The sequence below is a fragment of the Flavobacterium sp. LC2016-01 genome, from assembly GCF_009711135.1.
GTDB lineage: Bacteria > Bacteroidota > Bacteroidia > Flavobacteriales > Flavobacteriaceae > Flavobacterium.
Map to the genome: position 1 here is coordinate 114094 of NZ_WMIC01000007.1, position 14369 is coordinate 128462.

Below are 14369 nucleotides of genomic sequence, written 5' to 3' on the forward strand. Positions count from 1 at the left end.
CAGGTTATCAACAATTTATTCAAGCTTTCTTTACAAAAAAAGCAGTTATTATAGACGGTTGTATTTAATGCTTTCCATGATTTCAACCAGTTCTTCCTGAACTGAAATCCCTTTATCTGCAAGATACCACAACTGAAGGTCGGTTTTGATTTTTTCATCAATTGGTCCAACTTCTTTTTTATGTTTTACCATTAATTCGGTAGCGCCTTTTGGTCTTGGGCCCCAATCTGCTCTCACAATTCCAGCTTCTTTGCAAATCACAATTACTTTCGGGATGGCTCTTCCGCCATTTGTCAAATAATGATTCATTAATTCGTCGTTTTCGTCCCGAAACACAATTCGGAGATCAATTTTTTTATCTGATTCGTGAGCCATTTTATTTAAAATTGGAAGAATCTGAGCCGCATCGCCGCACCAACCTTCCGAAATAACCAGCCAGATATAATGATTATTTAAATGTTTCAGTTTTGAGACTAAATCTTCAGAAACTTGGATCGTCTTTTCCAGCCGATTCATTCTTGCTTCATTCAATCTCGTATAATTAGTCAAACTATCAGACTGCTCGTTTCCGGTCGATTTTCCTTCTGATAATAAATCGGACACTAATTTTCGATATTCCGCATAGGAATGGCTGTTAAATAATGCTTTAGCTACGATACTTTTCATAAATATTTTATTTTGCTATGTATAAAATTACGGATTTCTAAAGATTGACAACTGACTTTTATCACATTTGATAAAAAAAACGTAAAAATTCTCTATAAATTTAAACTTAGCGCACAATTATTTTTTTGTAAACATTATTTTTAAAAATCAGAATATGTCTATATTTGCACAAATTAACGCAACACAAACATGAAATATAAAAGAATTCTTCTTAAACTTAGCGGCGAGGCCTTAATGGGTGATTTACAATACGGTATTGACCCAAAAAGATTGGCCGAATATGCAGATGAAATTAAGCAAATCCATAGTAAGGGTGTAGAAATCGCTATTGTAATTGGAGGAGGAAATATTTTTAGAGGCGTTGCTGGTGCCAGCGCTGGAATGGACAGAGTGCAAGGTGATTACATGGGAATGCTTGCTACTGTCATTAACGGAATGGCTTTGCAGGGCGCACTTGAAGACAAAGGAATGAAAACGCGTTTACAGACTGCTTTGAAAATGGAATCTATAGCAGAACCCTATATTAAAAGAAGAGCTGACCGTCACCTTGAAAAAGGAAGAATTGTAATCTTTGGTGCCGGAACCGGAAATCCATATTTTACAACAGATACTGCAGCAGTTTTAAGAGGAATCGAAATCAATGCTGATGTTATCCTGAAAGGAACTCGCGTTGACGGAGTTTATGATTCGGATCCAGAGAAAAATGCTTCGGCAGTAAAATTTGATTTCATTTCGTTTGATGATGTTCTTAAAAAAGGATTAAACGTAATGGACACGACTGCGTTTACTTTAAGCCAGGAAAATAAATTGCCAATCGTTGTTTTTGATATGAACAAAATTGGAAATTTATTAAAAATCTGCGAAGGAGAAAACATCGGAACGGTAGTAAACATCTAGATTACTTAGATTGCTAGAATTTTTGGATTATTTAGATTTCTGTAAATTTTGGCAATTTTTAAAAAACAATATTCAAAAAAATAAAAACATTATATTAGTTAGTAAATTAGATGCGTGAATTTTTAGGAAACCTAAGAATCCATTCGTCTAAAAATCTAAAAATCTAAAAAAAATGACTGAAGAAATAGATTTTATATTAGAAAGTACTGAAGAATCAATGAATGGTTCTATTGCACATTTAGAAAAAGAATTCCTAAATATTCGTGCAGGAAAAGCTTCACCAGCAATGTTGGGAAGCGTTTTTGTAGATTATTATGGATCTGCTTCTCCACTTTCTCAAGTATCAAAAATCAGTGTTCCTGATGCCAGAACAATTACGTTGCAGCCTTTCGAAAAGAGTATGCTTCATCCAATCGAAAAAGCAATTATGATTGCTAATATTGGTTTTAATCCGATGAATAACGGAGACATGATTATCATCAGTGTTCCGCCTTTAACGGAAGATCGCCGTAGAGAATTGGCTAAACAGGCAAAAGCTGAAGCTGAAGATGCTAAAATTGGTATCCGAAACGTTCGTAAAGACGCCAACACTGACATTAAAAAGTTAGAAAAAGAAGGAACATCAGAAGATATCTGTAAATCTGCAGAAGAAGAAGTTCAAACCTTAACAAATACTTATATCAAAAAAATCGATGAATTATTGGCTGCGAAAGAAGCTGAAATCATGAAAGTATAATTTGATATAGCAGAAAATAAAAAATCCGTTTGGTGTAATTTTGCCAAACGGATTTTTTTATTCTTATTTTTGCATACCAAATTAAGATTCTTTTCGTTTTTGAAACTATAACATTCTGTATGAAGCTATTTTGTTTATTGACTTTGTTTTTTACGCTTAGTATTCAGGCGCAATTTCAAATAAACGGAATTGTTACAGATTCGCACAACAAGCCTCTCCCTTTTGCCACCATAACCACGGCCGACAACAACAATACAATTACAGATGTTGACGGGAAATTTGAGTTTAAAATCAACTCAAAAACGACCACTTTTGCAGTTTCGTACATTGGGTTTCAAACCAAAATAATTGCAGTACTAAACAATAAAAAATTCTACGCGGTTTCGCTTTCACAAAAAACAGATGATTTAAAAGAAGTTGTGGTTTCTAATGAAAATCCGGCTTTGACCATCATTAAAAAAGTAATTGCGAACAAAAACAAAAACAATCCGCAGAAAAAACTCAGCAGTTTTGAATACAAAACGTATAATAAACTGATTGTCACGGCAAATCCAGATTCAATTGACGGCCGAATCGATTCTTCGGCAGCCTATAAAGACCTCAATAAAAAAGTAATCAACGTTGATTCTTCAGATTATAAGTTTAAAGAAATCATCAGCAAACAGCATTTATTTCAAACGGAGAAAGTTTCGCAGTATCAATTTGGCAACAACAAATTAAAAGAAACGATTCTCGGAACAAAAATGGCGGGCTTTAAACAGCCTGTTTATGAAATTATTGCTTTTAACCTGCAGTCTATTTCGATTTACGATTCAAAATACGAATTATTCGAAACCAAACATGAAAGTCCGATTGCCAACAACGCATTTTCTGATTACAATTATAAACTTCTAGATACAGTGCCAATTAAAGGTCGAAATACCTTTATGATTTACTTTAAAAACAAGAAAAGAAAAACAAATGCTCTAGAAGGCGTTTTATATATTGATGAGGAAAATTTTGCTGTCGCAAAAGCTGTAATGCGCATAAAAGCCGTTTTAGACATTAGCGGTATACATGAATTTGAATATGTTCCGGAGGAAAAAATCTGGTTCCAGAGCAACACTACTTTCAAAATTGTAAAAGGAAAGAATGATGATGACATTAAAATTTTAGGAGGAACCATTCAATTTGACGGTGATGTTGAAGACAATTTTGAGCGAAGAAAAAAAGTCGCTTCTGATTTTACGTATTTGATTTCTGAAAGCAATAATTTTGACATTCATTACAACACAAATTCTGCTATAAAAAATCCTTCGCTTTATATTGAAATTAAAGACGATGCCAATAAAAAACCCGAAGAATTCTGGAATCAATACAGAAAAGAAAGTTTAGACTTAAAAGGTCAAAAAACCTATCAATTAATAGACAGCTTGTCACTGAGCAAAAGAATTGAAAAACGCTTGGGTCTGGGCCGAAAAATCATAAACGGCTACCTTCCTATCGGACCAATTGATTTGGATTTAAAAAAGGTTATCAGTTATAATAATTATGAAGGTTTCCGCTTAGGACTTGGCGGCGTAACAAACGATCGATTTTCTAAGCTTTTTAGAATTGAAGGTTATGGCGCATATGGAACAAAAGACGGAGCTTTTAAATACAGCATTGGCTCTGGAGTTTTATTAGATAAAAACACCAATACTTGGCTAAACGGATCTTATACGAACGATGTTCGAGAGATTGCAAGTACCGTTTTTGCTGTAGACAAACGCGTTTTTAAAATTTATGATCCGAGGCCAATTAATATTAGTACTTTTTATAAATACATTGCCTGGAAAGCGAATATTCAAACTAAAATTGTTCCAAAAACAGAAGCGGTTTTTGAATTAGCAAGAACATATGTCGAGCCAAAATTTGATTATCTATATAATTTAAACGGACAGTTATATTCCAGTTATGTAATGACAACTGCAATGGCATCGATTGTTTGGGCGCCATTCAGCGATTTTATGCAGACACCAACAGGAAGAACAGAATCAGATAAAAGATTTCCACGATTTACTTTTCAGTTCACACAATCGCTGCCAAATGTTTTGGAAAATGATTTCACATTCAGTAAAATAGATTTCAAAACAGAATACGAAAAAAAATATTTAAACGGTCAAAAAACAAGTTTGCTTTTGCAGGGCGGTGTTGCAATGGGCGACGTGCCAATTACGCATTTGTACAACACTATGCCAAATAACTTAACAAAAGAAACCGTGATTCAGCGTATTACTTTTGCTGGAAGAAACAGTTTTGAAACCATGTATTTTAACGAGTTTTTCTCCAGTCAATATGTTTTCTTTCAAGTAAAACATGGTTTTGACCGAATTAAAATCATGAAAAAAGTTCGTCCTTCTTTAGTTTTAGTGACAAGAATGGCTTGGGGGAATATGGAAAAACCTGAACAGCATGTGGGACCTTCTTATAAAACTTTAGACAAAGGCTTTTTTGAATCTGGAATTGAATTAAACCGAATTTTCAAAGGTTTTGGTCTAGGCGGCTTTTATCGTTACGGACCTAATCAATTGCTGAAATTTGAAGATAATATTGCGGTTAAGATTTCTTATGTTCTTGATTTGGGATTATAAGATTTAAATTCCAATTTTACGTAGCGTTTGTCATTCCGAGGAACGAGGAATCTCCGCAAGTAACTCCGCGACGAAAATCTAAGCTTTGTCGAGCTTCTTACGGAGATTCCTCGTTCCTCGGAATGACAAAAATGCTAACAAAACTCAAATAAAAAATCCCAAACCCCAATCGTAAAATTGGAATTTGGAATTTCAGTATTGGAATTTTTAAAAACTTATGGTTTCAAAATCAAAACAGACGGCGTATTATTTAACCAAGTACTTTGAGACTCAATCAGTTTTTTCCAGCTGTCTAAACTTATAATCATTAAATTTTGAGTTTCTAAAAACTCTTTCTTGATCGTTCTGTCATGCATAATCATAATATGATTTGGAGCAATCTGTTCAATAGAACGAATAGTTTCTTGAATATCACGGGTATTTTTCACTTCACCGCTGGCGTCCAGAACTGTAATCTGAGAACCATTATTATTGATCAGCTTTTTAGCATATTCGATTAAAAAAGCATCTTCTTTACTGAAGACCGGCATAAAAACCTGATCTACTTCTTCTAAATCTTTATCAATAAAAATCCCGACTGGCATTTTACTTTTTGCAATAATATGACGTGTTCTTTCATCAAAAGGAGAGTTTTCAAACAAACCTTCTTTTCCGGTAAATTTATCAATCAAACGATCTGGATTTACAATTCGGGTTGTGAAACCAAGAATTTTCCCCAATAAAGTTCCTTCAAAAATAGACTGGCCTAAACCAACAAGCAATAAATCGTACTCGCCTTGATTTGCAGTATCAATAATATCAGAATCAATATCATTTGTTACTTTAAAAACACTCAGCATATTTTGATTCAGCTGTTTTGATTCTTCAATAACAGGAACTAGCATTTTGCGTTCGTGATCTTTTACATCAAATGAATGTATTTCTGTGCTTAAAGACAAATGCATTGCTGTTACAATCGAATTATCACCTTGTTTTTTAACCAAACTGTTTGCGATTTTCAATAATTTTTTCCCTCTTTCAGGAGTTGCAAACGAAAGCAGAATCTTGTATTTGCTTTTGGTTCCAATTTCTTCTGGAACCGCTGTCACTTTATCTTTAAAAACAAAATTTATAAAATCTAACGCCGGTCCCGTCATAAAAGTTGTGATCAAAGCCATGATCACCATCATTGTAAAAATCTCTGTAGACAATACGCCTAAATCGTAACCTATATTCAAAACAACCAGCTCCATTAAACCGCGGGTATTCATCAAAGCTCCAATTGCGAGACTATCTTTCCAATTTTGCCCGACAAATTTTGCTGCCAAAGCACTTCCGAAGAATTTACCAACAACTGCCACTAAGATAATAAGACCTGTAATTTTCCATAAAGCAGGATCATTCAATAATCCAATTTGTGTACGTAAACCAGTAAACACGAAGAATAACGGAAGAAGAACAATTATCGAAACGTCTTCTACTTTTTCAATAAAAATATTTCTGAATTTATTGTTTTCTGGCATAATCGCTCCGGCTAAAAAAGCACCAAATAAAGCATGAATTCCAATTAATTCGGCTGCATATGCAGAGAATAAAAGAGTCAAGAAGAAAATCGCAACAACCGGTTTATTTAAACTTTCGCGAGTTGAATTTAAATCACCAACACGTTTTAAGAAAGGACGAACAATTTTCAACATGATAATCACATATAAAATTGCCAAACCGATTACATAAAGCGAACTTGCTAACGAACCCGCTTTTACAATAGCAATTACAACTGCCAAAATACACCAAGCAGTAATATCATCTGCCGCAGCACACGTAATAGCAATCGTTCCGAGTTTCGTTTTTTGAAGACCTCGCTCCTGCACTATTCTCGCCAAAACCGGAAATGCCGTAATACTCATGGCGATTCCCATAAATAATCCGAAGGAAGAAAAAGCAACACCTTGAGGAGCAAAAGTTCCGTAAATAAAATAAGCAAGAGTCAATCCTAAAGCAAACGGAATAACAATACTTGCGTGACTGATCACAACGGCATCGTGCGCTTTATTCTTCAGCACTTTTAAATCCAATTCCATTCCGATTACAAACATGAAAAGAATTAGACCAATTTGACTTAAAAACTGAAGATTTCCTAACGATTCTTTTGGAAACAAAGCAGCTGAAAACTCCGGAAAATACATTCCTACCAAAGATGGCCCAAGGACAATCCCAGCAATCATTTCTCCAATTACAGACGGCTGTCCGATTTTTCTAAAAAACCAACCGAATAAACGCGCAACCAAAATAATGGTTACAATTTGTGCTAATAAAATAGCCAACGGATGCTGTAGATTTTCAACCATTGAATTCAGAAAATCATTCCAATGATTGCTTTCGATTTTTTTCTCTACTACATTTCGGCCCGCTTCAAGAGATGAACCCTGAGAAATTATCCAATATATCAAAGTAGTAAAACCGCCAATAACTGTAATGTAAAATAAGGAGTTTTTAAAGTTATTCATAACCCATTTTTTAAAATTATGGAACAAATATCAGAAGTCAATTTTACGTGAAAAAGCAATTTTGCAGCTAATTTTAAATCTATGTAATAAGTCTGCAAAACTTTGTAATAAGTTATAATTTCACCTTTTTCAAAAAGTCAGCGCGATAAGTTTCGCTTAAGATCAAGCTTGCATTTTTATTGTTTTCTTCGAGATGATGCAGTACGATTTCATTGTGATTAAAGAATTTTATTGCTTTTACAGCAACAATTTCCTTTTTATTAATTCGGCAGAAATCGGCTTCTGGCAAATCTTTTAAAAGTGTATCGAATTTTATGTTTTTCAAATTCAGAAAACTGCCGTCAGTCAATAAAACCGTTTTGTCACGGCTGTCGCTAATTGCCGATTTTATATACTGAATATGATTAAAGTAAAGAAGCATTTTTCCTTTGTCCGTATTCAGCTGAATAAATTTTTTCCCTGTTTCCGGCTTCGCAAAGCGTTCAACGGCTTTAGAAATCGCTTTTTGTAAGCGTTCTAATTTTACTGGTTTTGTAATATAATCTACAGCATCAATATTAAAAGCTTCGGCAGCATATTCTTTGTATGCGGTACAAAAAATAACAAGTTTATTTTGGAGCATTTCTGCCAGATGAAGTCCGTCAATTCCTGGCATTTCGATATCAGAAATCAGCAAATCAAAATCAAGATCGGGAGCATCGACCAAAAGTTTCTCTGGATTGTTATACGTTTTTACAATTTCAACTTCAGGAATTTGTTCGCAAAGCATTTTTAGGTACGTTAATCCGGGAAGCTCATCGTCCAGAAGCAAGCATTTCAGTTTTGTATCCAAGTAAATCTATTTTTAGATGAGCAATATAAACATCGTTTTCTACAAACTTATCAAGTTTGAAATTATTCTTGTAGATGATTCTCAGACGATGCTCTAAAGTTGCATGTCCAAAACCGCTTCGTTCCTTTTTCAATACTTTTTTATCCGAAATTTTATTCGAAACCGTCATAAAAAAAGCATTGTCTTTAAACTCAAAAACAACCGAAATAAAAGCATCGGCACTTTGCAAATCAGCATGTTTGAAGGCGTTTTCGATTAAATCAATTGAAATTAAAGGCGCCAATAAAGGCTGATCGTATAATTTATCTTCTTTATTGATATTAGTTTTTATTTTCAATTCAAAAAGCGGACTGATTTTAATTTTATTGATTTCGATTAAATTCAGCGCAAAATCAATTTCTTCTTTTGCCGTGACAAATTTCTTTTTGCTTTCGTATAAAATATAATCTAAAACATTGGCCAATTTATCTAAAGCGAAATAAGTCTGATACGCGTGTGACTGAATTGAATTTAAAATATTCTTAAACAAATGCGGATTCAGTTTCGACTCTAACGTTTCCAGTTGCAAATCATTTACTTTTACTTCTAGCGCATAAAAACTCTTTTCAGCTTCATCTTTTGCTTTTTTTGCCTGCATTAATTGGTAGACCATAATACCGATGATAATGACAAGCAATAAAAGAATCGCTAAAAAAATAAAAGTTGTGGTATTGTTTTGCTGCATTTGTTTATGAATGTTTATTTTTTTGCCACAGATTATAAAGATTAAAAAGGATTTTTTTCTTTGCTTGGAGAAAAGAAATCTGTGAAAATCTCTTTAATCTGTGGCTTATATTTTTTAATGACTAGAAACAAACTTCAACCCAATAATTGAAGCAATCAAAGTGGTCAGGAAAAATATTCTCCAGAAAGCTGCGGGTTCTTTAAAAATAAAAATTCCAACTAAAACAGTTCCAACCGCACCAATTCCGGTCCAAACTGCATAAGCCGTTCCAATTGGCAATGTTTGTGTTGCTTTATACAATAAAATCATACTGATTGAAAGACATACAAAAAAACCAATCATCCAATAGGTTGATACAATTCCAGTTGTTTCTTTTGCTTTTCCAAGACATGATGCAAATCCTACTTCAAAAAGTCCTGCAATAATCAATAAAATCCAGTTCATTTTCTTTTCCTATTTTAAATTAACTGCAAATATGAGAAAAGCTCGCGATTAAACCTTGAAAAATAAGAAAATTATCACAACCCATATAATTGCAAAATTGTGTTAACATTGCGTAAAATACAATCGATTATTTATGATTTTGAGGCATTTTCACTACATTTGCAACCATTTTTAAAGATTTTATGAAAAACGCTATTCAAGTTGGCTTTTGGGAAAAACTAGCCCGAATCATACTTAAAAACAGAATTACAATTTTAGTTTTGGTTGCTGCCTTAACAATTTTCCTTGGTTACCAATGGAAAAATCTGTCTATGACGTACACCGAAGCTAACTTGCTTCCTAAAAATCACATCGCTAATAAGGACTATCAAAAATTCCTGGACAAATTTGGCGAAGAAGGAAATCTGGTTGTAATTGGTTTTCAAGATCCAAAATTTTTTACGCCAAAAAACTACGCAGCCTGGAATGAATTGATGACAGGTTTAAAAAAATCGAAAGAAGTTGATTTAGTAGTTTCTTTAAATGATTTAAAAAAATTAGAAAAAGATACCGTAAACGAAAAATTCGTTCTTACGCCATTTATCGATCAAAGCAAAGCTCAAGATCCTGAGTATCTAAAAAAGATTCAATACGATTTATTTCACAATTTGCCTTTTTACGAAGGTTTGCTGTTTAATAAAGAAAGCGGCAGTATCCGTTCAGCAATTTATATTAACAAAGCGCTTGTAAATACACCGGAAAGAAAGACTTTTATCTTAGAAAACTTAGTTCCGAAAATCGATAAATTCGAAAAAACAACCGGAATTGATTTGAAAGTTTCCGGAATGCCATACATCAGAACGATTAATGCTGCCGATATGAAAGGCGAAATTGGATTGTTTATTGGTGCTGCTTTATTGACGGTTTCGTTGATTTTCTTTTTCTTTTTCCGTTCATTCCGTGCCACATTTATTTCGATCTGTATTTTGATTGTGGGTGTTGTCTGGTCATTCGGAACATTGGGATTATTTCATTATAAAATCACGATTTTAACTGCTATTATTCCGCCGTTAATTATTGTAATCGGAATCACAAACTGTATTTTCCTGATCAATAAATACCAGCAGGAAATTAAACTTCATAACAATCAGGCCAAAGCGTTACAGCGTGTTATTTCTAAAATTGGAGTTTCGACTTTAATGACGAATTTGACAACTGCGATAGGTTTTGCAACCTTTATGATTACGGGAAATGATTTGCTTTTTGAATTTGGTTTGGTAACTTCTATCAATGTAATTTCTGTTTATTTATTGACACTTTTAATTGTGCCAATTGTATACAGTTTTATGCCATTGCCAAAAGAAAAACATTTATATCATTTGACTAAAACGTACATTTCGACTTTATTGAATGTTGTGGAAGATTTGGTTAAAACAAAACGTCGCTACGTTTATACTGTTTACGGATTGTTTCTAGTTTTCAGTGTAATTGGAGTTTCGCAAATGAAAGTTTCAGGAAGTTTGATTGGTGAAATGCCAAAAAGCGCTTCTTTCTTTAAAGATATTTTATTTTACGAAAAAGAATTCAACGGCGTTATGCCACTCGAAATTATGATTGACACCAAACACAAAAAAGGTGTTATGAAAGCGTCAACCATTCGTAAAATGGATGAACTGCAAAATACAATTTCGGAACTTCCAGAATTGGCAAAACCGGTTTCGATTGTGAATTTGGTTAAATATTCTAAGCAGGCTTTTTACAATGGAAATCCGGAGTATTATCAATTACCGACTTCGCAGGAACAGACTTTTATTTTGGGTTATGCTAAAAATGCAACCAAAAACAGCAAAGAGAATTTAATGAAAGCTTACGTTGATTCGACTGGACAATACGCCCGAATTACGACTTTCATGAAAGATATTGGAACAGATGAAATGGCGAAAGTCGAGAAAAAATTACATGCTAAAATCGATGAAATTTTCCCGAAAGACCGTTATGAAGTGACCGTTACCGGAAAAGCACTGGTTTTCCAGAAAGGAACATCGTATTTGGTTGACAACTTAATTGAATCTTTGATTTTTGCAATCGCTGTCATCGCGATTTTGATGTTGTACTTATTCCGTTCTTTCAAAATGGTAATGGCATCTGTAATTACGAATGTTTTACCGCTTTGCATTACTTCTGGATTGATGGGTTATTTCGGAATTCCGTTAAAACCTTCAACTATTTTGGTGTTTAGTATTGCGTTTGGAATCTCGGTCGATAATGCGATTCAGTTTATGGCGAAGTATAAACATGATTTGATTCAGAGCAACGGAAAAGTAAAAAAATCGGTTTTCAGTGCTTTAAGAGAAACTGGAATCAGTACTTTTTATACATCAGTAGTTTTGATTTTAGGTTTTGCGACTTTTACATTATCAAGCTTTAGCGGAACTATTGCACTTGGAGGATTAATTTCTTGTACTTTGGCTTTTGCGATGTTTGCGAATTTGGTTGTTTTGCCTTCGCTGGTTTTGACTTTTGAGAAGAAGAAAACTAAGAAAGAGGAATTGGAGAATTTACAATAATAAAAAGTTAGCCACGAATTCACGAATTAATAAATGGAAAAAATAGAACTATTTTCAAGTAAGAAAAAATCTTTTTTGTTGTTAATTGGCTCACTTCTTTTTCTTGTTGGAGGAATCTGGTTTTTGTTTGATGCTGAAAATTTAGCAAATTTCAAATATAGAAGCCCAATTTTAATAAAAACAATTGGAATTATTTCAATTCTATTTTCCGGAATAGCCATTTACATATCAATAAAACAACTAGTAAAAAATCAATTACTTCTTCTTATTGATGAGAATGGAATTAACCTCAATCCTAAAAAAATGTCTACTCAAAATATTGAATGGAAGAATATTGAAGGATTTTCTGAGCTAAAAATACAGAGCCAAAAAATGGTAATTATTGAAGTGAACAATCCAGATTTTTGGATTAACAAAGAAAAAAATTACTTAAGAAAAAAGGCAATAGAATATAATTTCTCTAATTATGGTTCTCCATTTGTTGTTTCTTCGGTTTCAATGCAAATAAATTACATTGAACTTTTGAAGATATTAAATGAGAATCTTGAGAAATATAAAAAATTCGCATAGGGATTAACACATAGTTTGTCATTCCGAGGAACGAGGAATCTCCGCAAGAAACTCTGCTCCAAGGATTGCCAATCTTTGTAGAGCTACTCGCGGAGATTCCTCGTTCCTCGGAATGACAAAAAAGAAAAAACAATTGGTTCTCCTGAAAACGAGTGCCCTAGCCCTGATCGAAGCGGCATCCTTTCTATTTTTTCTTTAAAAATAGAAAGATACAGCGTAGAGCAGGAAACAGCTTCAAAAATTAATTATTATCGATTATATTTGCAGTTGTTGAAAAACAAATAATTTAATATCAATATTATATAAAATGAAACACACAAAGGTTAAAGACTTATTAAACAGTACGACGACGCTACAGGAAGTGAATGCAAAAGGATGGGTGAGAACTTTTAGAAATAATCAGTTCATCGCGCTTAATGACGGTTCTACAATTAATAATATACAATGTGTTGTTGATTTTGAAAATACGCCGGAAGAGACTTTAAAAAGAATCACAACTGGAGCTGCGGTTTCTGTAATTGGAACTTTAGTTGAAAGCAAAGGTGCAGGTCAGAAATATGAAATTCAGGTGAACAAACTTGAAATCCTTGGAGATTCTGATGCAGAGAAATTCCCAATGCAGCCTAAAAAACACTCTTTGGAGTTTTTACGTGAAAACGCTCACTTGCGTGTACGTACAAATGCTTTTGGTGCGATTATGCGTGTGCGTTCGGTATTGTCATTTGCAGTTCACAAATATTTTCAGGAAAAAGGATTTGTGTATGTAAATACGCCAATTATCACTGGAGCTGATGCTGAAGGTGCTGGAGAAATGTTTCAGGTAACTTCTTTGCCATTGGATAATCTTCCAAAAAATGAAGAAGGAAACATTGATTTCAAAAAAGATTTCTTCGGAAAACATACGAACTTAACGGTTTCTGGACAATTAGAAGGGGAAACTTTCGCAATGGCTTTGGGTCAGATTTATACTTTTGGGCCAACGTTTAGAGCGGAGAATTCAAATACTTCTCGTCACTTGGCTGAGTTTTGGATGATTGAGCCGGAAGTTGCTTTCAACGACCTTGATGACAACATGGACTTGGCTGAAGATTTTATTCAGTATGTAATTAAATATGCTTTAGACAATTGTCAGGATGATTTGAAATTTTTAGAAGGAAGACTTTTAGAAGAAGAAAAATCAAAACCACAGGCAGACAGAAGCGAAATGGCTTTGTTGGAGAAACTGAATTTCGTTTTGGAGAACAACTTCAAACGTGTTTCTTATACTGAGGCAATTGACATTTTAAGAGATTCAACTCCAAATAAAAAGAAGAAATTCCAATATATCATCAACGAATGGGGAGCTGATTTACAATCAGAACACGAACGTTATTTGGTTGAAAAACACTTTAAATGTCCGGTAATTTTATTTGATTACCCGGCAAACATTAAAGCGTTTTACATGCGTTTGAACGACAACACAGAACCAGGAAGAGAAACAGTTCGTGCAATGGATATCCTTTTCCCTGGAATTGGAGAAATCGTTGGTGGTTCTGAAAGAGAAGAGCGTTACGATGTTTTGGTTGAAAAAATGAAAGCCTTAGAAATTGATGAAGAAGAATTATACTGGTATTTAGACACCAGAAGATTTGGTTCAGCAACTCACGCAGGTTTCGGTTTAGGATTTGAACGTTTGGTATTGTTTGTAACTGGAATGACAAACATTAGAGACGTAATTCCTTTCCCAAGAACTCCTGGAAGTGCAGAGTTTTAATCTGAGGTTCTAAGGTACTGAGATACTAAGGTTCTAAGTTTTTAAAATATAAATAATTCAATCGCGAATATAATTCGTCAAAATAAGATGCTCAGTACCTTAG

Annotated in this window: 11 protein-coding genes; 6 read left to right on the forward strand and 5 right to left on the reverse strand. The window is 33.7% G+C overall.

Annotation, left to right across the window (positions count from 1 at the left end; all coding sequences use genetic code 11):
• Positions 1-48: 48 nt before the first annotated feature.
• The gene (locus tag GKZ88_RS15420) at positions 49-666 is read right to left on the reverse strand and encodes a thioredoxin family protein (protein ID WP_155103247.1); all 618 of its coding nucleotides are present in this window, start codon (positions 664-666) and stop codon (positions 49-51) included.
• 189 nt (positions 667-855) lie between these two features.
• Between GKZ88_RS15420 and pyrH the strand changes: the two genes are divergently transcribed.
• From pyrH to GKZ88_RS15435, 3 genes are all read left to right on the forward strand, one after another.
• A complete protein-coding gene (gene pyrH / locus GKZ88_RS15425) occupies positions 856-1563 on the forward strand; it encodes a UMP kinase (RefSeq protein ID WP_035681787.1) in 708 nt (235 codons plus the stop codon).
• 172 nt (positions 1564-1735) lie between these two features.
• A complete protein-coding gene (gene frr / locus GKZ88_RS15430) occupies positions 1736-2299 on the forward strand; it encodes a ribosome recycling factor (protein WP_155103248.1) in 564 nt (187 codons plus the stop codon).
• 119 nt (positions 2300-2418) lie between these two features.
• On the forward strand, positions 2419-4911 hold the full coding sequence (locus tag GKZ88_RS15435) for a DUF5686 family protein (RefSeq protein WP_155103249.1): 2493 nt from the start codon (positions 2419-2421) through the stop codon (positions 4909-4911).
• Positions 4912-5126: 215 nt separating this feature from the next.
• Here GKZ88_RS15435 and GKZ88_RS15440 read toward each other — a convergent pair whose 3' ends face one another.
• The 4 genes from GKZ88_RS15440 to GKZ88_RS15455 all read right to left on the reverse strand — a co-directional run bounded on the left by GKZ88_RS15440 (position 5127) and on the right by GKZ88_RS15455 (position 9397).
• Entirely contained in the window at positions 5127-7397 is a 2271-nt protein-coding gene (locus GKZ88_RS15440; protein WP_155103250.1) for a cation:proton antiporter, read from the reverse strand.
• A gap of 112 nt (positions 7398-7509) precedes the next feature.
• Positions 7510-8229, reverse strand: coding sequence for a response regulator transcription factor (locus tag GKZ88_RS15445; RefSeq protein ID WP_155103251.1), 720 nt, complete (start codon positions 8227-8229; stop codon positions 7510-7512).
• A complete protein-coding gene (locus tag GKZ88_RS15450) occupies positions 8192-8953 on the reverse strand; it encodes a histidine kinase (RefSeq protein ID WP_155103252.1) in 762 nt (253 codons plus the stop codon). Before GKZ88_RS15450 ends, GKZ88_RS15445 begins: the two co-directional genes overlap by 38 nt.
• Positions 8954-9067: 114 nt before the next feature.
• Positions 9068-9397, reverse strand: a complete 330-nt coding sequence (locus tag GKZ88_RS15455; RefSeq protein WP_133526223.1) for a multidrug efflux SMR transporter — start codon at positions 9395-9397, stop codon at positions 9068-9070.
• Positions 9398-9579: 182 nt separating this feature from the next.
• Here GKZ88_RS15455 and GKZ88_RS15460 point away from each other — a divergent pair, with 182 nt between their 5' ends.
• The 3 genes from GKZ88_RS15460 (at position 9580) to asnS (ending at position 14266) form a co-directional block, all read left to right on the forward strand.
• Positions 9580-11943 carry an MMPL family transporter gene (locus GKZ88_RS15460; RefSeq protein WP_155103253.1) on the forward strand — a complete coding sequence of 788 codons (2364 nt, stop codon included), beginning with the start codon at positions 9580-9582 and terminating at the stop codon, positions 11941-11943.
• A 33-nt stretch (positions 11944-11976) separates the two neighbouring features.
• On the forward strand, positions 11977-12513 hold the full coding sequence (locus GKZ88_RS15465; protein WP_155103254.1) for an STM3941 family protein: 537 nt from the start codon (positions 11977-11979) through the stop codon (positions 12511-12513).
• A gap of 307 nt (positions 12514-12820) precedes the next feature.
• Positions 12821-14266, forward strand: coding sequence for an asparagine--tRNA ligase (gene asnS, locus GKZ88_RS15470; RefSeq protein ID WP_155103255.1), 1446 nt, complete (start codon positions 12821-12823; stop codon positions 14264-14266).
• The last annotated feature ends 103 nt before the right edge of the window (positions 14267-14369 follow it).